The sequence below is a fragment of the Variovorax monticola genome (genome assembly GCF_051216855.1).
Taxonomy (GTDB): Bacteria; Pseudomonadota; Gammaproteobacteria; order Burkholderiales; family Burkholderiaceae_C; genus Variovorax.
Genome location: NZ_JBPJZP010000008.1, coordinates 200,450 through 220,904 on the forward strand (window position 1 = coordinate 200,450; position 20,455 = coordinate 220,904).

The following is a 20,455-nucleotide window of genomic DNA, read 5'->3' on the forward strand; positions in this document are numbered from 1 at the left end:
TCCGCGGGCTTACTTCTGCACGGCTTTTGCCCGCGCCACCCCGTAGCGCTGCAGCGTCTTCTCGCGGGCCTCGGGGTGGTCCACCACCGGGGTCGGATAGGTGTCGCCCAGCTTGATGCCGGCGGCTGCCAGCTCCACCGGCGAGGCCGTCCATGGCGAATGGATGGCCGCGTTCGACAGCCCTGCCAGCTGCGGCAGGTAGCGGCGGATGAACTTGCCCTCGGGGTCGAAGCGCTCGCTCTGCGTCACCGGATTGAAGATGCGGAAGTAGGGCTGCGCGTCGCAGCCGCTGGAGCTGGCCCATTGCCAGCCGCCGTTGTTGGAGGCCAGCTCGAAGTCGTTCAGGTGCGTGGCGAAGTAGGCCTCGCCGCGCCGCCAGTCCAGCCCCAGGTCCTTGCACAGGAAGCTTGCCACCACCATGCGCAGGCGGTTGTGCATGTAGCCGCTCTGGTTGATCTGCAGCATGGCCGCGTCCACCAGCGGATAGCCGGTGCGGCCCTCGCACCAGGCCTCGAACAGCTGGTCGGCGTGCTTGCCGTGGTGCCATTGGATCTTGTCGTACTCGGGGCGAAAACTCTTCGATTCGCCCTCTTTGTGCACATGCGGAAAGTGCATGAGGATCTGGAAATAGAAGTCGCGCCAGATCAGCTCGCTCAGCCAGGTCGCCGCGCCCGGGTTGCCCTGCAGCGAGAGCTGGTGCGCCACGCTGGCCAGCTGGCGTATCGACACCGTGCCGAAGCGCAGGTGAACGCCCATGTAGCTGGGCCCGCGCACCGCCGGGAAGTTGCGCGCGTCTTCGTAGCGGTCGATGCGCTCGAAAAAATCTTCGAACAGCGCGCCCGCGCCCTGGGTGCCGGTGGGAATCTCCAGCGCCGAGAGGTTGGTCTTCTCGAAGCCGATGTCGCGCAGCGCGGGCACCGGCTCTCCGTAGGCCTGGGGGGAGGGCACCAGCGCGTCGGCGTGGCTGCGCACCGGGTACGGCTTGAGGAAGAAGGAGTCGACCTTGGCCAGCCAGGCCCGCTTGTACGGCGTGAACACCGTGTACGGCTGGCCGGTCTTGGTCATGACCTCGTCGCGGTCGAAGACGGTGGCGTCCTTGTAGGTGTGGAAGGTCACGCCGGCATTGGCCAGCGCGCCGAACACCTTGGCGTCGCGCTCCAGCGCATCGGGCTCGTCGTCGCGGTTCGCGAACACGGCCTGCACGTCGAGTTCGCGGGCCAGCGCTGGAATCTCCTGCGCCGCCACGGCGTGCCGCACGATCAGCCCGCCGCCGAGGGCGCGCAGCTCGGCTTCGAGCGCCACCAGCGATTCGCGGATGAACTCGACCCGCCGGTCGGCGCTGGGCAGCAGGTCCAGGATCGTCTTGTCGAAGACGAAAACGCACACCACCTGGCGGCAGGCGCGAAGGGCACGGTAGAGGGCGGCGTTGTCGTCCACGCGCAGATCGCGGCGGAACCACATGAGCCCTTTGGGGTAAGTCTTGTCGACGGCCAGTAAAATCGGAGGCATATGGCTACCGATTCTGCCCCGATGAACCTCACGCATCACTTTTTGATAGCGATGCCCGGGATGGAAGACAAAACTTTCAACCGCAGCGTCGTCTATCTCTGCGAACACAGCGAGCGCGGCGCGCTCGGCCTGGTGATCAACAAACCCAGCGACATCAACCTCAAGGTGCTGTTCGAAAAAATCGAGCTGCACCTGTCCCGCCCCGAGCTGGGCGAGGCCCCCGTCTTCCAGGGCGGCCCGGTGCAGACCGAGCGCGGCTTCGTGCTGCACGAGCCGGTCTTCACGCAGGCCGAGAAGCCCGAGGAGTCGGTCTACGCCTCGACCATGACCATTCCCGGCGGGCTCGAGATGACCACCTCCAAGGACGTGCTGGAGGCCCTGGCCACCGGCGCCGGCCCGCGCAAGGTGCTGGTCTCGCTGGGCTATTCGGCCTGGGGCGAGGGCCAGCTGGAGTCCGAACTGGCCGAGAACAGCTGGCTCACCGTGGGCGCCGACCCGGCCGTGATCTTCGACACCCCGGTCGAGCAGCGCTACGACAGGGCGCTGCTGCTGCTGGGCCTGGAGGCCTGGAAGCTCTCGCCCGACGCGGGGCACGCTTGAGCGCCGTGGTCATGCCTGACGTGCCCGATCCCGTTCCCGTTGCCTCCGCCGTTCCCGCCCCCGCCGTCGTTCCCGCCCATTTCCAGACCTTCCTGGCCTTCGACTTCGGCCTGAAGCGCACCGGCGTGGCCAGCGGCAACCGGCTGCTGCAAAGCGCCACGCCGCAGGCCACCATCAAGGCCGAGGGCGATGCCCGCTTCGCGCACGTCGAGGCGCGCATCAAGGAATGGCAGCCCGACGCCCTGGTGATCGGCGTGCCCTGCCACCCCGACGGCGCCCCGCACGAGAACACCCGCCGCGCGCAGAAGTTCGCGCGCCAGTTGCGCGGGCGTTTCAATCTCCAGGTGTTCGAGGTCGACGAGCGCTACAGCACCACCGAGGCCCTGTCCTCCGGCGCGCGAGATGCCGATGCCGCCTCTGCCTGCATCATCCTGGAGCAATTTTTGAGGAGTCTCCCTTGAGTTCCATTTCCGCGATCCCCGATGCCGAAGCCCTCTACAAAGAGTTGCTGAACGGCGTGAAGACGCTCATGCGCCCCGAGACCAGGCTGGTCGGCATCACCTCCGGCGGTGCCTGGCTGGTCGAGCGGATGCAGAAGGACCTGGGCCTGCCCGGCGTGCCCGGCGTCATCTCCTCGGCCATGCACCGCGACGACTTCGCGCGCCGCGGCCTCTCGGCCAGCGCGCAGACCGCGCTGCCCTTCGACGTGAACGGATGCGACGTGCTGCTGCTCGACGACGTGCTCTACACCGGGCGCACCATCCGCGCGGTGCTCAACGAGCTGTTCGACTTCGGCCGCCCCGCCTGCGTGCGCCTGGCCGTGCTGGTCGACCGCGGCGGTCGCGAACTGCCGGTAGCGGCCGATTTCGCGGCCACCACGCTCACGCTCCCCGACACCCAACTGCTGGCCCTGGCCCGCGCCGAAGACGGCGCCTTCAGCCTGAAAGTGGAGGACAACAACTGATGCTCTACAAGCGAAACCCGCAGCTCAACAAGCACGGCGAGCTGATCCACCTGCTGTCCATCGAAGGCCTGCCCAAGGACATCGTCACGCACATCCTGGACACCGCCGCCAACTTCACCAGCGTGAGCGACCGCGAGGTGAAGAAGGTGCCGCTCCTGCGCGGCAAGAGCGTGTTCAACCTGTTCTTCGAGAACAGCACGCGCACCCGCACCACCTTCGAGATCGCGGCCAAGCGCCTGAGCGCCGACGTCATCAACCTCGACATCGCGCGCTCCTCGGCCACCAAGGGCGAGTCGCTGCTGGACACCATCGCCAACCTGAGCGCCATGGCCGCCGACCTGTTCGTGGTGCGCCACAGCGAGTCGGGCGCGCCCTACCTCATCGCGCAGCACGTGGCGCCGCACGTGCACGTGGTGAACGCGGGCGACGGCCGCCACGCGCACCCCACGCAGGGGCTGCTCGACATGTACACCATCCGCCACTACAAGAAAGACTTTGCGAACCTCACGGTCGCCATCGTCGGCGACGTGCTGCATTCGCGCGTGGCGCGCTCCGACATCCATGCGCTCACCACGCTGGGCTGCGCCGAAGTGCGCGTGGTCGGCCCCAAGACGCTGGTGCCCGCCGACATGGCCGGCATGGGCGTGCGCGTGTGCCACACGCTCGAAGAGGGCATCAAGGACTGCGACGTCGTCATCATGCTGCGCCTGCAGAACGAGCGCATGAGCGGCGCGCTGCTGCCGTCCTCGCAGGAGTTCTTCAAGACCTTCGGCCTCACGCCGGAGAAGCTGCAACTAGCCAAGCCCGATGCCATCGTGATGCACCCCGGCCCCATCAACCGCGGCGTGGAGATCGACTCCGCCGTGGTCGACGGCAAGCAGAGCGTGATCCTTCCGCAGGTCACCTTCGGCATCGCGGTCCGCATGGCAGTAATGAGCATCGTGGCGGGCAACGAAGCATGAAAACCACACTGATCACCCACGGCCGCGTCGTCGATCCCGCATCCGGCATCGACAAGCAGGCCGACATCGCCCTGGCCGACGGAAAGATCGTCGGCGTCGGCAACACGCCGGCCGGCTTCAAGGCAGATCGCACCATCGATGCCACGGGCTGCATCGTCGCCCCCGGCCTGGTCGACCTGGCCGCGCGCCTGCGCGAACCCGGCTACGAACACGAAGGAATGCTGGAGAGCGAAATGGCCGCGGCCATTGCCGGCGGCGTCACCAGCCTGGTGTGCCCGCCCGACACCGACCCCGTGCTCGACGAGCCCGGCCTGGTCGAGATGCTCAAGTTCCGCGCCGAGAAGCTGCAGGGCGCGCGCCTGTTCCCGCTGGGCGCGCTCACGCGCAACCTGGCCGGCGGCGTGCTCACCGAAATGGCCGAGCTCACCGAGGCCGGCTGCATCGGCTTCAGCCAGGCCGACGTGCCGCTGGCCGACACGCAGGTGCTGCAGCGCGCGCTGTCTTACGCCAGCACCTTCGGCTACACCGTGTGGCTGCGCCCGCAGGACCGCGACCTGGGCAAGGGCGTCGCGGCCAGCGGCCCGCTGGCCACGCGGCTGGGCCTGGGCGGCGTGCCGGTGTCGGCGGAAACCATTGCCATCTTCACCATCGTCGAGCTCATGAAGAGCACCGGCGCGCGCGTGCACCTGTGCCGCATATCGAGTGCCCGCGGCGTGGCGCTGGTGCGCGAAGCCAAGGCGCAGGGCCTGCCGCTCACGTGCGACGTCAGCATCAACTCGCTGCATCTGGTGGACACCGACATCGGCTACTTCGACAGCCGCGCGCGCCTGAACCCGCCGCTGCGCCAGCAGGGCGACCGCGATGCGCTCTCTGCCGGCCTGGCCGACGGCACCATCGACGCGCTGGTGTCCGACCACACGCCGGTCGAGGCCGACGCCAAGACCCTGCCGTTCGCCGAAGCAGAGCCGGGCGCGACCGGGCTCGAACTGCTGCTGCCGCTGGCGCTGCAGTGGGGCGAGCGCAGCGGTGCCGGCGTGGCGCGCGCCATCGAGGTCATCACCTCGGCGCCGGCACGCCTGCTCGCCGCGGCCGACGCGGGCACCGGCATCGGCCGGCTGGCCGAGGGTGGCGTGGCCGACCTGTGCATCTTCGACCCCGCACTCGAATGGCAGGTGCAGCCCGACGCGCTCAAGAGCCAGGGCAAGCACACGCCGTTCGCCGGCTATCCGCTGCAGGGCCGCGCGCGCCACACGCTGGTGGCCGGGCGCGTGGTGCACGGCTAGACACACGCCCACCCACCACCCACCCACAGGCACGCACGACGCCCCATGGTCCATTCACTGAAAGCCTGCTGGCGCCTGTTGCATGCGGTGGTGCATGCGCTGGCGGGGTGGTGGACGATCCGCTTCGCCTTTCCCGGCCTGCCGCAGCAGGAGCGCAATGCGCGCGTGCAGGCGTGGTCCAGGCGCATGCTCGAGATCATGGGCATCACGCTCAAGGTGCAGGGCACGCCGCCGCCCGAGGGGCCGGTGCTGCTCATCTGCAACCACCTGTCGTGGCTCGACATCACCTGCATCCACGCGGCGCGCCATGTGCGCTTCGTGTCGAAGTCCGACGTCAAGGGCTGGCCGCTGATCGGCACGCTCTCCACCGGCTCGGGCACGCTCTACATCGAGCGTGAGCGCCGCCGCGACGCGCTGCGCGTGGTGCACCACATGACCGAGGCGCTGCGCAACGGCGACCTGATCGGCGTGTTCCCCGAAGGCACCACCAGCGACGGCCGCGGCCTGCTGCCGTTCCACGCCAACCTGCTGCAGGCCGCCATTTCTTCCGGCGCGCCCGTGCTGCCCGCGGCGCTGCGCTTTGCCGACGCCTCCACCGGCGAGACCAGCCAGGCCCCGCGCTACATCGACGACGACAGCCTGGCCGGCTCGCTGTGGAACACGCTGCGCGCGCCGCCGCTGCTGGCCATCGTGCGCTTCGGCGAACCGCAGGAATCGCTCGGCCGCGAGCGCCGCGTCTGGGCGCAGTCGCTGCATGAAGACGTGCAGCAGCTGCGCCGCGAGCCGCACTGATACGGCTGACCCCCGCCGGCATAAAAAAAGCGCCTCCGAAGAGGCGCTGAACGACGCCGAGGCGCCGTGAGGAGGAACCGCAATTGCAGTTCGAGCAAAAACCGGTGGGTCAGAAAACGCCGAAGACCTTCAGGGCGATGATCACGATCAACGGCACGCCGCACAGCCAAAGAATGATGCTTTTCATGATCGAGGTCTCCTGAAGTAGTGAGCCTTCAGGTTCACCTCGCCGGCGGCCGCCGCGTGCAAGATAAGGCAAACCACGCGCGTGAGCGCGTGCCTACATGGCTGTGCGCTCAGGCCTGCTCGCCTGTCGGCACGAAGCCCAGGCGGCGCGAGATTTCCAGCGCGCAGGCCTTCAGCGGCGCCGCCACGCGGCCTTCCCATTCACGGTCGAACGTCGCCTCGGGCCCCATGGCCGTGATGCCCAGCACCAGGTTGTTGGTGGAGTCGAACACCGGCGCGCAGAAGGCGTCGATGCCCGGAATCGGCTGGCCCAGGGTGCGCGACATGCCGTGCAGCCGCGTCTCGGCCAGCAGCGCCTCGATTTCCGCGCGCGATAGCTCGGTGGTGGAGCCCCGGCCGTCCGCCGGGCGCGCGCGCGCCAGGTCGTCGAGCATCATTTTCTCGACCACCTTCGGCGGCAGATAAGCGGCAAACAGCCGCCCCGTGGCCGTGTAGGCCAGCGACATCACGGTGCCCGTGCGCAGGTTCACGTGCAGCGGATGAATGGGCTCTTCCAGCCGCACCACGGTCGGGCCGAAGTTGCCCCAGACGGCCACCGCAATGCTTTGTTCGGTTTCCGAGGCGAGCGCCTCGATGAGCGGCGAGGCTTCCTTGATCGGGTCGAGCCGCTGCAGCTTGGCCAGCCCCAGTTGCAGGGCCAGCGGGCCGAGTTCGTAGCGCCCGGCGCTGTCCTGAACGACGAAGCCGACCTTCAGGAAGCTGACCAGGTACGGGTGCGCCTTGCCCACCGGAACGCCCGCCGACTTGCCCAGGTCGCGCAGCGCCATGGGCGCCACATGCCGCCCGAGGGCGACCAGCAGCTGGGTTCCGATTTCGATCGACTGAATGCCACGTCTTGGCTTTTCCATGGGGCGCCCGGCGTGGGGAATGAGAGTGGGGGCGAGTATAGCCATCAGGGTTTCTACTGATATTGTCACGATCAATCGACGATGACTGATCGTCTGATAGTAACTAAACGACTTGACCATATCAATGTCGCTGCCTACACTCCGCCGCAACTTAAGACGTACACCAACAGAGGCAAGACAGGCAGATGGAACAGAACACTTTTGAATGCGACGTGCTGGTGGTCGGCAGCGGCGCGTCGGGCATGTCCACCGCCATCACGGCGGCGTCGCAGGGGTTGAAGGTGCTGGTCGTCGACAAGGAGCCGCGCTTCGGCGGCACCACCGCGCGCTCGGGCGGCTGGCTGTGGATTCCGGGCACGCGCCTGGCCACGGAGCAGGGCATTCATGAGCCCGAGGGCGCCGCGCTCGCCTACATGCGGCACGAGACCACCACGCACTTCGACGCGGCGCGCGTCGGCGCCTTCCTCGACATGGGGCCCAAGGCCATCGACTTCTTCACGCGCAACACCTGCGTGCAGTTCGACATGCCGCCCGTGTTCCCCGACTACCACGCCGAGGCGCCCGGCGGCCAGCCGGGCGGCCGCTCGATGGTCACGCGCCCGTTCGACGGCCGCGAGCTCGGCGCGCGCGTCAAGCAGCTCGCGCCGCCGCTGCCCGAGCTCACCGTGTTCGGAATGATGTTGGGCTCGGGCCCCGAGATCAAACACTTCATGCGGGCCTTCAAGTCGCCCACCTCGTTCTGGTACGTCACCAAGCGGCTGACCCGCCACTTCCTGGACGTGCTCGGCCACGGCCGCGGCATGACGCTGACCAACGGCAACGCGCTGGCCGGCCGGCTGGCCAAGGCCGCCATGGACCTGGACATTCCCGTGTGGCTCTCCTCGCCCGTGAAGAAGCTCGTGGTCGAGTACGACGGCGTTTCGGGCGCCGTGGTGGAGCACGAGGGCAAGACGATGCGCATCGTGGCCAGGCGCGGCGTGGTGCTGGCCTGCGGCGGCTTTCCGTTCGACGTGGAGCGCCGCAAGCAGCTGTTCCCGCATGCGCCCACCGGCAAGGAGCACTACTCGCCTTCGCCTTCCACCAACACCGGCGACGGCCTGCGGCTGGCCGAGGCCGTGGGCGGCCGCGTCGACGGCACCATTCCGCACGCCGCCGCGTGGGTGCCGGCCTCGGTCACCACGCGCCCCGACGGCACCCAGGGCGTGATGCCCCACTTCATCGACCGCGCCAAGCCCGGCGTGATCGCGGTCACGCCCAAGGGCAAGCGCTTTGCGAACGAAGGCAACTCGTACCACGACTTCGTGCAATCGATGGTCAAGGCCTGTGAAACCGACGGCGAGCCCGAGGTCACCGCCTGGCTGCTGTGCGACCACAAGGCGCTGCGCAACTACGGCTTGGGCTGCGTCGCGCCGGCACCGCTGCCCATCGGGCGCCACCTGAAGAGCGGGTACCTGAAGCGCGGCGCGAGCATCACCGAGCTGGCGAAGCAGATCGGAATCGCGCCCGGCGTGCTCGAGGCCACGGTGAGCGAGTTCAACAAGGCCGCGGCCACCGGCGACGACCCGATCTTCGGCAAGGGCAGCAAGGCCTACAACCGCTACCAGGGCGACGCCAACGTCACGCCCAACCCGTGCGTGGCGCCGCTGGACAACGGCCCGTACTACGCCATCAGGCTGGTGGTCGGCGACATCGGCACCTTCGCCGGCCTGGTCACCGACGAGAAGACCCGCGTGCTCGACGCTGACCGCCAACCCATCAAGGGCCTGTACGCCGTGGGCAACGACGCGGCCAGCGTCATGGGCGGCAACTACCCCGGCGCGGGCATCACGCTCGGCCCGGCGCTGACCTTCGGCTACGTCGCGGGCCTGGAGCTCGCGCAGGCCGAAGCGCTGGCGACGGTGCAGCTGCAGGTCGAACAGCGCGAAGCCGTGCCGCTGGCCCGCAAGGCCTGACGCCTTTTCGTTCACATCCATCAGATACAGGAGCCGCCGATGGCCTTTCCCGCAAACGTCGCCCCCCGCCTGCTCGAAGGCCGTCTCGCCTTCATCACCGGTGCCGGCCAGGGCAACGGCCGCGCCCTGGCGCTGGGCCTGGCGCAGGCCGGCGCCCGGGTGGTCGTCACCGACATGAACGACGCCACCGTGCGCGAGACCGCGCAGTTGGTGCGCGCTGAAGGCGGCGAGGCCTGGTCGTTCGTGCTCGACGTCACCGTGCCCGAGGCCTGCCATGCGCTCGCCGAGCGCGTGGCCCGGGAGATCGGCCACGTCGATCTGCTGGTCAACAACGCCGGCATCATCATTCGCGAGAACACCAGCAGCCCGAACGCCGCGGCCAACTGGAAGAAGACCATCGACGTGAACGTGCACGGCACCTTCAACACCACGCTGGCCTTCATTCCGGTGCTCAAGCAGACGAAGGGCTCGATCGTCAACATCGCCTCCATCGCGGCCTACGCGGGGCAGGCCGCCAGCCTGGGCTACGCGCCCTCGAAGGGCGCCATCAAGATGCTCACCCAGTCGCTCGCGCAAGAGCTGGCCCCGGCCGGCGTGCGCGTGAATGCGCTGGCCCCCGGCGTCATCGAGACGCCCATGACCGCCGCCACGCGCGAGAACCCGGCGCGCCTCGAATCGTTCATGACGCGCATTCCCATGGGCCGCGTCGGCCAGACCGAAGACCTCGTGGGCCCGGTGATCTTCCTGGCCAGCGACATGTCGCGCTACGTCACCGGCATCGTGCTGCCGGTGGACGGCGGCTTTCTCGCCGTCTGAGCTCGCCCGCACCTTTGCGCGTCCGCTTTCGCTTTCGCTTCCCCGTCAGTCAACCTCAGGAGACAAAAAATGAAAACCATCCGTCCGTACAAGACGCTGTTCGCAGCTGCTGCATTCGCCGCCTTCACCGCCGGTGCCGCGGCGCAGGACATCAAGGTCGGCTACAACGGCGACCTGTCCGCCTCGCCCTCGGCGCAGAGCGGCCAGGCCGCGGTGCTGGGCATGGAAGCGGCCATTGCCGACATCAACGCCGCCGGCGGCGTGCTCGGCAAGAAGCTGGCGCTGGTCACGCGCGACGACGTGTCGGCGCCGCCCAAGTCGATCCAGAACATGAGCGACCTGGTCGACAACGAGAAGGTGGTCGCGGTGTTCGGCCCCACCAACTCGGGCAACGCCATGGCGTGGAAGCACATCGCCAACCAGAAGAAGATTCCCGTGCTGGGCAACGTGGGCTCGGGCACCGACATCACCAAGCCCATGAGCCCGGGCGCCGACAACTACATGTTCCGCGTGTCCATGGTCGACCGCGAGCAGGTCGCCGCGCTCATGGCCTACGTGAAGAAGAACGCCGCCGCCTCCAAGGTGGTGGGCCTGATGGCCGAGACCACCGGCTACGGCCAGGGCGGCCTGAAGGACATGGAAGAAATCGCCAAGCTGCAGGACATCAAGATCGCGGCCACCGAGCGCTTCGGCGTCGGCGACACCGACATGACCTCGCAGCTCAGCAAGATGAAGGCCGCCAACGTCGACACCGTGGTGGTGTGGGCCCAGGGCACGCCCATCGCGCAGCTGGTGCGCAGCATGGAGAAGATCAACTACTTCCCGCTGACGCTCACCTCGTGGGCGGCCGACAACATCACCTTCTACGACGCGGCCGGCAAGGCGCTGGCCGAAAAGCCGATCTTCATGCGCACCGTGAGCGAAACCCGCACGCCCGCGCAGCAGAAGCTGTTCGACCGCATCGGCAGCAAGCTGAAGGCCCCGGGCTCGTTCTCGTTCGCGCTGCACGGCTACGACTCGATGCAGATCCTCGCGCAGGCCATGAAGCAGGCCAACAGCACCGAAGGCTCGGCCGTGCGCGTGGCGCTCGAAGACCTGAAGACGCCCGTGCAGGGCGTGCTGAAGACCTACGACAAGCCCTTCAGCAAGACCAACCACGAAGCCCTGACCGCGAAAGACCTGGTGTGGATCCGCTGGAAGGACGGCAAGCTGCTGCCCTACACCGACGCGCTGATCGGCGGCCTCAACGCCGCCGACTTCAAGCAGTAAGGCCGCCCCAAGAAGATTCGAGAAGAGACACACACCATGGTTGTAGCGCTCCTGCAGGCGCTCATCAGCGGGCTCGCCGTCGGCGGTGCCTATGCGCTGGTGGCGCTGGGTTTCAGCATCACGTTCACGACGACCAAGACGCTGAACTTTTCGCACGGCGAGTTCGTCTCGGCCGGCGCGTTCATCGGCATGAGCGCACTGTTCCTGGTGCTGGGCAAGCCCTTCGACTCCACCACCTTCGGCGACGCCGTGCCCGGCGCGGGCGCACAGCTGTTCGCGCTGGTGGCGGCGCTGGGCGTGATGGGCTTTCTGGGCTGGCTGCTCTATGTGCTGGGCGTGCGCCCCTTCGCGGGCCGCCCCGGCATGGCCTGGGTCATGAGCACGCTGGGCTTCGGCGTGATCCTGCAGAGCGTGGGCCTGGCCATCTGGGGCCCCAAGCCCGTGGTGGTGCCCGCGCCCGTGGGCGACGCCGTGATCCGCATGTTCGGCGTGGGCGTGCGCCCGCAGGAGCTGCTCACGCTGGGCGTGGCGGTGGTCGTGATGTTCGGCTTCGACCGCGTCATGAACCGCACCATGGTCGGCAAGGCCATGCGCGCGGTCGCGCAGAACGGCAACGTCGCCAGCCTGATGGGCATCAACACCAACGCCATGATGATCGGCGCCTTCGTCGTCAGCTCGGCGCTGGCGGGGCTGTCGGGCTTTCTGCTGGCGCCCATTGCGCAGGCCTCGCTCTTCATGGGGCTGACCGTGGGGCTCAAGGGCTTCTCCGGCGCGATGATCGGGGGCTTGAGCAATCCGCGCGGCTGCGTCATCGGCGGCTTCCTGCTCGGCGTGCTGGAGTCGATGGTCAACCTGTGGCAGGCGCAGTGGCGCGAGGTGGCGGTGTTCGCGCTGGTCATCCTGGTGCTGGCCTTCAGGCCCACGGGCCTGTTCGGCCGCTCGACGGTGGAGAAGGTATGAGCGGCACGACGGGAACCACGGGCCCGACAGGCATGAATCGCTTCGCCCACCCCGCCGGCGTGGTGCTGGTGGCCGCCGCCCTGTGCGGCGGCGCCTCGCTGCTCGGCAACGACTACTACCTGCGCATCGCCTTCATGATGTGCGTCTACTACCTGTGCGCCGCCGGCATGAACGTGCTGGTCGGCTACGCGGGGCAGAAGTCGCTCGGGCAGGCGGGCCTCTTCGCGGCGGGCGCCTACGGCGTGGCGCTGCTGACCTCGCGCACCGACATGAACCCGTGGCTCGCGCTCGCGCTGGCCGCCGTCATCTCGGGCGTGTGCGGCGTGCTCATCGCGCTGCCGTCGCTGCGCGTGAAGGGCCCGTACCTGGCCATGGTCACGCTGGCTTTCGGCATCGTGGTGGAAAAGCTCGTGGGCGAATGGACCGACGTGTTCGGCGGCGCACAGGGCATCTACGGCATTCGCCCGCTCACCTGGAAGGGCGCGCCGCTGGACACCACGCAGTGGGTCATCCTGGGCATCGTGCTGTGCGCGGCCCTGCACCTGCTGCTGCGCAACCTGCTGGGCGGGCGCTTCGGGCGCGCGCTGCTGTCGCTGCAGGCGGACGAGATCGCGTCTTCGTCGGTGGGCGTGCGCGTGTACCGCGCCAAGGTCATGGCCTTCGTGGTCGCGGCCGTCACCTGCGGCATCGCGGGGGCGCTGGTGGCGCAGCAGAACCAGTACATCAACTCCGACTTCATCACCTTCCACCTGTCGATCTTCATCCTGCTGCTGGTGCTGTTCGGCGGCGCGGGCTCGATGTACGGGCCGCTGGTGGGCGCGGTGCTGCTCACGCTGACCGACGCGCTGCTGGCGCGCTGGCCGTCGGCGCAGCACTTTCTCTACGGCTTCTTGCTGCTGTTCGCGCTGTACGTCATGCCGGGCGGCGTGGTGGGCCTGTTCGACAAGTGGTTCATGCGCTCGCGCCACCGCGGCGAGGACGCGGGCGCGCACGGCGTGCCCGGGCAGATCGGCCCCGGCGGCGAAGGCGAGCTGCTGGTGGTGCAGGGCGTGACCAAGTCGTACGGCGGCGTGAAGCCCGCGCAGGACGTGTCGTTCCGCCTGCAGCGCGGCCACATCCATGCGCTCATCGGGCCCAACGGTGCGGGCAAGAGCACCATGATCAACATGCTCACCGGCGTGATTGCGCCCGACGCGGGCTCCATCCGTTTCCTGGGCCAGGACATCGTGGGCCGCCCTGCGCACACCATCTGCTGCATGGGCATGGGCCGCACCTTCCAGAACCTGCGGCTGTTCGCCGACCTGTCGGTGCTCGACAACGTGATGCTGGGCCGGCACAGCCGCATGAGCAACGGCTTTCTCTCGTCGCTGCTGGCATGGCCCACGGCGGGCAGGCAGGAGCGCGCCACGCGCGAGCGCGCATTGCAATTGCTCGACCTGGTCGACCTCGGCCACCTGGCGCACTGGCCCGCCGGCAGCCTGCCCTACGGCCTGCAGCGCCGCGTGGAACTGGCGCGCGCGCTGGCCACCGAGCCGCAGCTGCTGCTGCTGGACGAACCGGCCGCCGGCCTGAACCCGCAGGAAACCGCCGAGCTGGGCGTGCTGCTGCTGCGCGTGGGCAAGTGCGGCGTGTCGATCCTGATGGTGGAGCACCACATGGACCTGGTGATGTCGATATCGGACCACGTGATCGTGCTCGACTACGGCATCAAGATCGCCGAGGGCAAGCCCGCCGAAGTGCAGTCGAACCCGCGCGTGGTCGAGGCCTACCTGGGTGTCGACGACGAAGAGCCGCAGGCGCAAACGCCGCAAGCCCCACACGCCGTGCCCGCCTGAGCGAAGGACCGAAACCATCATGTTGAAAATCGAATCGGTGAAGGTCTCCTACGGCGCCATCGAGGCCGTCAAGGGCGTGAGCCTGGAAGTGCGCGCGGGCGAGGTCGTCACCATCATCGGCGCCAACGGCGCCGGCAAGAGCACGCTGCTGAAAAGCATCGTCGGCCTGGAGCCCGTGGCCGAAGGCCGCGTGCTCATCGACGGCAACGACTGCACCCGCGTGCCCGCGCACCAGCGCGTGGGCCTGGGCGTGGCGCTGTCGCCCGAAGGCCGGGGCGTGTTTCCCGACCAGACGGTGCGCGAGAACCTCATGCTCGGCGCCTACTCGCGCCGCGGCGACAAGGCCTTTGTCGACCGCGCCATCGAGCGCGAGTTCGCGCGCTTTCCGCGCCTGAAGGAGCGCCAGCACCAGCCCTCGGGCACGCTGTCGGGCGGCGAGCAGCAGATGCTGGCCATTGCCCGCGCGCTCATGAGCGAGCCGCGCCTGCTGCTGCTGGACGAACCCTCGCTGGGCCTGGCGCCGCTCATCATCAAGGACATCTTCGACGCCATCCGCCAGCTGCGCAGCTCGGGCCTCACCATCCTGCTGGTGGAGCAGATGGCCAAGCAGGCGCTGGGCGTGGCCGACCGCGCCTACGTGCTCGAAACCGGCCGCATCACGCTCGAAGGCTCCGGCCGCGAGCTGCTCGACAACCCCAAGGTGAAGGCCGCGTACCTCGGCACGCACTGACCCATCGCCTGCCATTCAACTTTCAAAGGACACGCACATGACCGCACCCGCCACCAAGAAATTCGCCAGCCAGGCCGACCTCGAAGAAAAGAAGGTCTCCTTCACCCGCCTTTCCGAAAACGCCTACGCCTACACGGCCGAAGGCGACCCCAACACCGGCATCTTCATCGGCGACGAGGCCGTGATGGTGGTCGACACGCAGGCCACGCCCGCCATGGCGCAGGACGTGATCCGCCGCATCCGCGAAGTCACGCCGCTGCCCATCAAGTACGTGCTGCTGAGCCATTACCACGCGGTGCGCGTGCTGGGCGCGTCGGCGTACTTCAAGGAAGGCGCCGAGCAGATCATTGCCAGCCGCGACACCTACGACCTGATCGTGGAGCGCGGCGAGCAGGACAAGGCCAGCGAAATCGGCCGCTTCCCGCGCCTGTTCCGCAACGTCGAGTCGGTGCCCGCCGGCCTCACCTGGCCCACCATGACCTTCGACGGCACCCTGAGCGTGTGGCTGGGCAAGAAGCTCGAAGTGAAGATCGCGCAGGTGGGCCGCGGCCACACCAAGGGCGACACCATCGCCTACCTCGAAGACCAGAAGATCTGCTTCGCGGGCGACCTCGTCGAATACCAGAGCACGGCGTACGCGGGCGACTGCTACTTCCGCGACTGGCCCACCACGCTGGACCGTCTCGCGGGCTTCGGCTTCGAGAAGCTGGTGCCCGGCCGCGGCGCCGCGCTGGAGAACGCGAGCGACGTGCGCAAGGCCATTGCATCGACACGCGCCTTCATCTCCGACGTGTACACGCTGGTCAACAACGGCGTGGCCCAAGGCAAGACGCTGAACGTGATCTACAAGGAAACCGTGGCCGCGCTGCGCCCCACGTATGGCCACTGGGTCATCTTCGACCACTGCATGCCCTTCGACGTGACCCGTGCCTACGACGAGGCCACCGGCCATGTGAACCCGCGCATCTGGACGGCGGAGCGCGACATCGAGATGTGGAACGCCCTCGAAAGCTGAGGTGAACCGCCCTGCGCCCGCATCGGGCGCCACGCCCGCCGCGGTGCAGGGCTGGATGCTGCTGGCGATGGTGCTGTGGGGCGTGAACGTGTCGGCCGTGAAGGCGCTCACCGCGTCCTTCGAGCCGCTGACGCTCGCCGCGCTGCGCATGGCGGTGGCCTGCGTGGCGCTCAGCGCCGTCGTGCTGTGGCGGCGCGGCGGCCTGCCCGCGATCGGCGCGCGGCAGTTCGCGGCGCTCACGGGTTGCGCGTTCCTGATGGTGTACGTCAACCAGATCCTGTTCGCGCAGGGGCTGCAGCGCTCCACCGCCACCAACGGCGCGCTCATCATGGCGCTGAGCCCGCTGGTGTCGGCGCTGATGGCCGCGCTGGTGTTCGGCGAGCGCTTCACGCCGCGCCGCATGCTGGGCGTGGCGCTGGGCTTCGCGGGTGTGGTCGCGGTGGTGCTGAGCCACCCCGGCGCGGGCCTGTCGAGCGCGGGTGTCGGCGACCTGATGCTTGCGCTGTCGGTCGCGAGCTTCGCGGTCGGCGGCGTCGGCGTGCAGCGGCTGGCGCGGCAGGTCGATCCGCTGTCGATCAGCTGGTTCATCTACGTGATCGGCACGCTCATGCTGGTGGTGCACGCCCTGCTCGGGCCGTCGCGGCTGGGCACCGCGCAGCTGTTTCCCGGCGCATGGCCGTGGGCGCTGGTGCTGTTTTCGGGCATTGCCGCCACCGCGGCGGGCAACCTGATCTGGAACCGCGCCATCTCCGTCATCGGCGTGGCGCGCACCGCCGTGTTTCTTTACTGGGTGCCGGTGTTCGGCGTGGGCTTCGCGGCATTGCTGCTCGGCGAAACGCTGACGTGGTGGCACCTGTTCGGCTTTGCCGCGGTGATGACGGGCACTTGGCTCGGCACCCGGCCCAATCCTTGATCCGACCTGATCCTGATGGCTTCGAAGATGTCCGACTCCCTTCCCCTGCTGTTCCGGCCCCTGCAACTGCGCGCGCTCACGCTCGCCAACCGCGTCGTCATTTCGCCGATGTGCCAGCACGCCGCCGAGCGCGGCCACGCCACGCCGTGGCACATGGTGCACCTGGGCAAGTTCGCGCTGGGCGGCGCGGGGCTCATCCTCACCGAGAGCACCGCCGTCGATCCGCGCGGGCGCATCGGCACGGCCGACCTCGGGCTGTGGAAAGACAGCCAGATCGCGCCGCTGAAAGCCGTGGTCGATTTCGTGCATGCGCAGGGCGGCGCCATCGGCGTGCAGCTTGCGCACGCGGGGCGCAAGTCGGGCAGTGAGCCGCTGTGGGAGGGCGGGGCGGCCTTGGGCGATGCGCGCATGGCCGCCGACGAAGAGCCGTGGGAGCGCCTGGGCCCGAGCGCGCTGGCGGCCGGCCCCGGCTGGTCGGCGCCGCGCGCGCTCGACGCCGAGGGCATCGACGCGGTCGTGCAGCACTTCGTCGATGCGACGGTGCGCGCGGACCAGGCGGGCTTCGACGTGGTCGAGCTGCACTTCGGCCACGGCTACCTGGTTGCCAGCTTTTTGTCGCCCAACGCCAACCACCGCGACGATGCGCACGGCGGCAGCCGCGAGAACCGCATGCGGCTCGCGCTGCAGATCGCGCGGCGCGTGCGTGCAGCCTGGCCCGCGGGCAAGCCGCTGTTCTGCCGGCTGTCGGCGGTCGACGGCACGCCCGACGGCTGGAACCTCGACGACTCGGTGGTGCTGGCGCGCGAACTCCAGCGCTGCGGCGTGGACGTGATCGACTGTTCGTCGGGCGGCCTCACCGAAGAGACACGCGCCTTGCCCGTGCCGCGCGGGCTGGGCTTTCAGGTGCCGTTTTCGGAGCGCATCCGGCGCGAGGCGCAGGTGCCCACGCAGGCGGTCGGAATGATCGTCGATGCGCAACAGGCCGAGGCCGTGCTGGCGGCAGGGCAGGCCGACCTGATCGCGCTGGGCCGCGAGGCGCTGTTCGACCCCTACTGGGCGCACCACGCGGCCGCCGCGCTCGGCGCCGACCCCGGCTTCGAGCGCTGGCCCGTGCGCCACGGCGTATGGCTGGCCAAGCGCGCGCCGGGCCTGGCACGCGCACGCGCCGAGGCCGAGACCGAGGCACTGCGCAACAAGGAGACAGGCGAATGACCGAACCGACGACCCTGCGCATGGGCCTGATCCGCAAGAAACCCGCGTGGACCGGGGAGGCCTTTCGCAAGCACTGGCGCGACAGCCACGGCCCGCTGGTCGCGCGACTGCCCACGTTGCGCGCCTACCGGCAGAACCTGGTGGTCGACCGCCTGCAGCGCGGCATCGACTTTGCGCGCGGGCCTTGGGACTTCGACGGCTTCTCGCAGCTGCGCTTCGATGCGGCAGCCCAGGCCGGCGACGCTTTCGACCACGGCGAGCTTGCCGCGGCCATCCGCGCCGATGAAGCGCATTTTCTGGGCGGCCTGCACATCGTGAGCGTCGCGCAGACCGAAGTCATCGCGCTGCCGCCGAAGCCCGAAGGCCTGCTCAAGCGCATCTCGCTGCTGCGCCGCCCGGTCGCGCAAACCGAAGAAGACTTTCGCCGCGAATGGAAGGTGCATGCCGACCATGTGCGCCGCATGCCCGGCGTGAGCGGCTACCGGCAGAACGTGGTGACCGCGCGCGAGTTCGACAAGGGCACGCCCTGCGGCCACGCCGAGCTGCCGATCGACGGCATCGTCGAGCTGTGGTTCGAGAACACCGACACGCTGAACGCCGCGTTCGCCTCGCTGCCGGGGCAGGTGACCATGGCGCATGCGCGCACCTTCCTGGCGGAGATCACGGCCTTCGTGGTGGACGAGCACCGCGTGGTGTAGCGACGCCCCTGCCGTCGGGGCTCGACAACACCGAGGCGCGCAAGGCCCGAGTCTTCTCTCTGGGCAGTCCGTGGGCCTCTTCAGGCCGGCAACCAGGGGGTTTGCCGCAGGCGCACCGCGCGAGCCTGCGGGCCCGTGCCGGGGCCGTGGCGTTGGGGCACCCGCTCGGCCTGCGCGCCCGCATCGTCGGGCAGCACGAACTGGCTGATGAGCGTGTCCAGGTTGCGCGCCTGCTCGCGCAGCCCTTGCGACGCGGCGGCCGATTCCTCGACCATGGCCGAGTTCTGCTGCGTCATCTGGTCCAGCCGGGTGACGGCGGTGTTGATCTGCCCGATGTCCTGCATCTGCGACTGCGTGGCCGCCGTGATGGCGCCCACCGTGTCCGCGACTTGGCCGATCGACGCCACGATGCGGCCCATGGTCCGGCCCGCGCTGTCGGCCAGCACCGTGCCGGCCTCGATGCGCTGCACCGAGTTGTCGATCAGGGCCTTGATCTCGCGCGCCGCCGCCGCCGAGCGCGTGGCCAGCATCCGCACCTCCGACGCCACCACCGCGAAGCCGCGCCCCGCGTCGCCCGCGCGCGCCGCCTCGACCGCGGCGTTGAGCGCCAGGATGTTCGTCTGGAACGCGATGCCGTCGATCACGCCCGTGATGTCCGCCACCTCGTGCGATGCGCGGTGAATGTCCTGCATGGTGCTCACCACCTGCGACACCACCTCGCCGCCCTGCGCCGCCACCGCGGCCGCCGTGGCGGCCAGCTGTTCGGCGCGGTGGGCGGCCTCGCTCGAGTGCTGCACGTTGCGCATCACCTGCTCCAGTGCCGCGGCCGTCTGCTGCAGGCTGGTGGCGGCGTCTTCGGTGCGCACCGACAGGTCTGCGTTGCCCTGCGCCATTTCGCCGGCGGCCATGCGCACGTTGTGCACCGACTCGCGCACGCGCAGCACCAGCTCGCGCAGCGCGCCTTGCATCGCGCCCAGCGCCAGCAGCATCTGGCCGGCCTCGTCGCGCGTGTGGCCCTCGATGTTCTGGCGCAGGTCGAGGCTGGCCACGCGTTCGGCGGTTTCGTTGGCGGCGCGAATGGGCCGGCTGATGCTGCGCACCAGCCACTGGGCCAGCGCCGCGCCCAGCAGCAGGGCGGCGGCGCTGAACAGCACCAGCGCCAGCCGCGCCGAGGCGCTCAGTTCGGCGATGTGCGCGCCGGCCGCGTCGATGGCCTCGCGCTGGGCCTGCGCCAGGCCGGCCACCGCGGCCAGCAGCGCGGCCGAGCTGGGCTGGAAGCGCTGCGCATACACGTTGCGGATGCGCTCGGTCAGGCCCGAGTCGCGCGCGGCCACCAGTTCTTTCACGGCCGCCGCAAAGTCCTTGGCCGCGGCGTCGGCCTGCGCGAGCAGTGCGCGGTCGGCGTCGGTCTGCAGGCGCTGGCCCACCTGCTGCAGCAGCGCGTCGTACTTCTGCGCCGTCGCCTGGATGTCGGCCGAGAGAATCTCGCCCACCTCGGGCTCGGAGCTCAGCGCCATGGCCTTGTAGCGCTCGGCGTTGATGGCCTGCAGCCGGTAGGCGTCGACCACCAGCCGCTCGGACACGCCGTGCTCCTGAATGGCCACGCGCGTGGCCTCGTCCACCTTGGCCAGCGACCAGATGCCGATGCCCGAACCCGCCAGGGTCAGCAGCAGCACCACGCCGAATGTGCCCAGCAGGCGGCGGCCGAGCGTGTTGCGGGGGCGGGGGCGGGGAGTGCGGGTGTCGATGGTCACGGGCAGGACCCCGCGGCGTTGACCGGGGGCAGTGATGAAGCAGGGAGGTTTCCCGCCACGCATTACAGCGGCGCCGTGTGACCGGGCATTGACTGCT

General features: G+C 69.1%; 19 protein-coding genes. 16 read left to right on the forward strand and 3 right to left on the reverse strand.

Annotation, left to right across the window (positions count from 1 at the left end):
* Positions 1 to 9: 9 nt before the first annotated feature.
* Complete coding sequence (locus tag ACSFA5_RS27610) at positions 10 to 1,509, reverse strand: cryptochrome/photolyase family protein (RefSeq protein WP_435447239.1); 1,500 nt, start codon at positions 1,507 to 1,509, stop codon at positions 10 to 12.
* Between ACSFA5_RS27610 and ACSFA5_RS27615 the strand changes: the two genes are divergently transcribed.
* From ACSFA5_RS27615 to ACSFA5_RS27640, 6 genes are read left to right on the forward strand one after another with little or no spacing between them, the layout of a single operon-like run.
* Entirely contained in the window at positions 1,510 to 2,109 is a 600-nt protein-coding gene (locus tag ACSFA5_RS27615; RefSeq protein ID WP_435447240.1) for a YqgE/AlgH family protein, read from the forward strand.
* An 11-nt stretch (positions 2,110 to 2,120) separates the two neighbouring features.
* Complete coding sequence (gene ruvX / locus ACSFA5_RS27620) at positions 2,121 to 2,570, forward strand: Holliday junction resolvase RuvX (protein WP_435447241.1); 450 nt, start codon at positions 2,121 to 2,123, stop codon at positions 2,568 to 2,570.
* A 5-nt stretch (positions 2,571 to 2,575) separates the two neighbouring features.
* On the forward strand, positions 2,576 to 3,073 hold the full coding sequence (pyrR, locus tag ACSFA5_RS27625) for a bifunctional pyr operon transcriptional regulator/uracil phosphoribosyltransferase PyrR (protein ID WP_435447583.1): 498 nt from the start codon (positions 2,576 to 2,578) through the stop codon (positions 3,071 to 3,073).
* Positions 3,073 to 4,035, forward strand: a complete 963-nt coding sequence (locus tag ACSFA5_RS27630; protein WP_435447242.1) for an aspartate carbamoyltransferase catalytic subunit — start codon at positions 3,073 to 3,075, stop codon at positions 4,033 to 4,035. The genes pyrR and ACSFA5_RS27630 overlap by 1 nt, the downstream gene beginning before the upstream one ends.
* Positions 4,032 to 5,318 carry a dihydroorotase gene (locus ACSFA5_RS27635; protein WP_435447243.1) on the forward strand — a complete coding sequence of 429 codons (1,287 nt, stop codon included), beginning with the start codon at positions 4,032 to 4,034 and terminating at the stop codon, positions 5,316 to 5,318. The genes ACSFA5_RS27630 and ACSFA5_RS27635 overlap by 4 nt, the downstream gene beginning before the upstream one ends.
* Positions 5,319 to 5,363: 45 nt before the next feature.
* Positions 5,364 to 6,110 (forward strand): lysophospholipid acyltransferase family protein, encoded by a 747-nt coding sequence (locus tag ACSFA5_RS27640; RefSeq protein ID WP_435447244.1) that lies wholly within the window; start codon positions 5,364 to 5,366, stop codon positions 6,108 to 6,110.
* 296 nt (positions 6,111 to 6,406) lie between these two features.
* On the opposite strand, the gene ACSFA5_RS27645 is transcribed toward ACSFA5_RS27640, so the two are convergent.
* Positions 6,407 to 7,204, reverse strand: coding sequence for an IclR family transcriptional regulator (locus tag ACSFA5_RS27645; RefSeq protein WP_435447245.1), 798 nt, complete (start codon positions 7,202 to 7,204; stop codon positions 6,407 to 6,409).
* 185 nt (positions 7,205 to 7,389) lie between these two features.
* Between ACSFA5_RS27645 and ACSFA5_RS27650 the strand changes: the two genes are divergently transcribed.
* The 10 genes from ACSFA5_RS27650 to ACSFA5_RS27695 all read left to right on the forward strand — a co-directional run bounded on the left by ACSFA5_RS27650 (position 7,390) and on the right by ACSFA5_RS27695 (position 18,604).
* Positions 7,390 to 9,156 (forward strand): FAD-dependent oxidoreductase, encoded by a 1,767-nt coding sequence (locus ACSFA5_RS27650; RefSeq protein WP_435447246.1) that lies wholly within the window; start codon positions 7,390 to 7,392, stop codon positions 9,154 to 9,156.
* A gap of 39 nt (positions 9,157 to 9,195) precedes the next feature.
* Positions 9,196 to 9,972, forward strand: a complete 777-nt coding sequence (locus tag ACSFA5_RS27655) for an SDR family NAD(P)-dependent oxidoreductase (protein WP_435447247.1) — start codon at positions 9,196 to 9,198, stop codon at positions 9,970 to 9,972.
* A gap of 69 nt (positions 9,973 to 10,041) precedes the next feature.
* A complete protein-coding gene (locus tag ACSFA5_RS27660; RefSeq protein WP_435447248.1) occupies positions 10,042 to 11,241 on the forward strand; it encodes an ABC transporter substrate-binding protein in 1,200 nt (399 codons plus the stop codon).
* A 36-nt stretch (positions 11,242 to 11,277) separates the two neighbouring features.
* Positions 11,278 to 12,201, forward strand: coding sequence for a branched-chain amino acid ABC transporter permease (locus ACSFA5_RS27665; RefSeq protein WP_435436886.1), 924 nt, complete (start codon positions 11,278 to 11,280; stop codon positions 12,199 to 12,201).
* A 32-nt stretch (positions 12,202 to 12,233) separates the two neighbouring features.
* Positions 12,234 to 14,036 carry a branched-chain amino acid ABC transporter ATP-binding protein/permease gene (locus ACSFA5_RS27670; protein ID WP_435447249.1) on the forward strand — a complete coding sequence of 601 codons (1,803 nt, stop codon included), beginning with the start codon at positions 12,234 to 12,236 and terminating at the stop codon, positions 14,034 to 14,036.
* A 19-nt stretch (positions 14,037 to 14,055) separates the two neighbouring features.
* Positions 14,056 to 14,766: an ABC transporter ATP-binding protein gene (locus ACSFA5_RS27675; RefSeq protein ID WP_435447250.1), complete on the forward strand. Its 711-nt coding sequence runs from the start codon at positions 14,056 to 14,058 to the stop codon at positions 14,764 to 14,766.
* A 37-nt stretch (positions 14,767 to 14,803) separates the two neighbouring features.
* The gene (locus ACSFA5_RS27680; protein WP_435447251.1) at positions 14,804 to 15,781 is read left to right on the forward strand and encodes an MBL fold metallo-hydrolase; all 978 of its coding nucleotides are present in this window, start codon (positions 14,804 to 14,806) and stop codon (positions 15,779 to 15,781) included.
* 1 nt (position 15,782) lies between these two features.
* Positions 15,783 to 16,694 (forward strand): DMT family transporter, encoded by a 912-nt coding sequence (locus tag ACSFA5_RS27685; protein WP_435447252.1) that lies wholly within the window; start codon positions 15,783 to 15,785, stop codon positions 16,692 to 16,694.
* A gap of 27 nt (positions 16,695 to 16,721) precedes the next feature.
* Positions 16,722 to 17,906, forward strand: a complete 1,185-nt coding sequence (locus ACSFA5_RS27690) for an NADH:flavin oxidoreductase/NADH oxidase (protein ID WP_435447253.1) — start codon at positions 16,722 to 16,724, stop codon at positions 17,904 to 17,906.
* Positions 17,903 to 18,604 (forward strand): EthD domain-containing protein, encoded by a 702-nt coding sequence (locus tag ACSFA5_RS27695; RefSeq protein WP_435447254.1) that lies wholly within the window; start codon positions 17,903 to 17,905, stop codon positions 18,602 to 18,604. Before ACSFA5_RS27690 ends, ACSFA5_RS27695 begins: the two co-directional genes overlap by 4 nt.
* 80 nt (positions 18,605 to 18,684) lie before the next feature.
* Here ACSFA5_RS27695 and ACSFA5_RS27700 read toward each other — a convergent pair whose 3' ends face one another.
* Positions 18,685 to 20,358, reverse strand: a complete 1,674-nt coding sequence (locus tag ACSFA5_RS27700; RefSeq protein ID WP_435447255.1) for a methyl-accepting chemotaxis protein — start codon at positions 20,356 to 20,358, stop codon at positions 18,685 to 18,687.
* Positions 20,359 to 20,455 lie beyond the last annotated feature (97 nt).

Coding starts and splice junctions, on each gene's coding strand:
- ACSFA5_RS27610 (WP_435447239.1), bottom strand. CDS start 1,509: ATGCCTCCGATTTTACTGGCCGTCGACAAGACTTACCCCAAAGGGCTC.
- ACSFA5_RS27615 (WP_435447240.1), top strand. CDS start 1,510: ATGGCTACCGATTCTGCCCCGATGAACCTCACGCATCACTTTTTGATA.
- ruvX (WP_435447241.1), top strand. CDS start 2,121: ATGCCTGACGTGCCCGATCCCGTTCCCGTTGCCTCCGCCGTTCCCGCC.
- ACSFA5_RS27630 (WP_435447242.1), top strand. CDS start 3,073: ATGCTCTACAAGCGAAACCCGCAGCTCAACAAGCACGGCGAGCTGATC.
- ACSFA5_RS27635 (WP_435447243.1), top strand. CDS start 4,032: ATGAAAACCACACTGATCACCCACGGCCGCGTCGTCGATCCCGCATCC.
- ACSFA5_RS27640 (WP_435447244.1), top strand. CDS start 5,364: ATGGTCCATTCACTGAAAGCCTGCTGGCGCCTGTTGCATGCGGTGGTG.
- ACSFA5_RS27645 (WP_435447245.1), bottom strand. CDS start 7,204: ATGGAAAAGCCAAGACGTGGCATTCAGTCGATCGAAATCGGAACCCAG.
- ACSFA5_RS27650 (WP_435447246.1), top strand. CDS start 7,390: ATGGAACAGAACACTTTTGAATGCGACGTGCTGGTGGTCGGCAGCGGC.
- ACSFA5_RS27655 (WP_435447247.1), top strand. CDS start 9,196: ATGGCCTTTCCCGCAAACGTCGCCCCCCGCCTGCTCGAAGGCCGTCTC.
- ACSFA5_RS27660 (WP_435447248.1), top strand. CDS start 10,042: ATGAAAACCATCCGTCCGTACAAGACGCTGTTCGCAGCTGCTGCATTC.
- ACSFA5_RS27665 (WP_435436886.1), top strand. CDS start 11,278: ATGGTTGTAGCGCTCCTGCAGGCGCTCATCAGCGGGCTCGCCGTCGGC.
- ACSFA5_RS27670 (WP_435447249.1), top strand. CDS start 12,234: ATGAATCGCTTCGCCCACCCCGCCGGCGTGGTGCTGGTGGCCGCCGCC.
- ACSFA5_RS27675 (WP_435447250.1), top strand. CDS start 14,056: ATGTTGAAAATCGAATCGGTGAAGGTCTCCTACGGCGCCATCGAGGCC.
- ACSFA5_RS27680 (WP_435447251.1), top strand. CDS start 14,804: ATGACCGCACCCGCCACCAAGAAATTCGCCAGCCAGGCCGACCTCGAA.
- ACSFA5_RS27690 (WP_435447253.1), top strand. CDS start 16,722: ATGTCCGACTCCCTTCCCCTGCTGTTCCGGCCCCTGCAACTGCGCGCG.
- ACSFA5_RS27695 (WP_435447254.1), top strand. CDS start 17,903: ATGACCGAACCGACGACCCTGCGCATGGGCCTGATCCGCAAGAAACCC.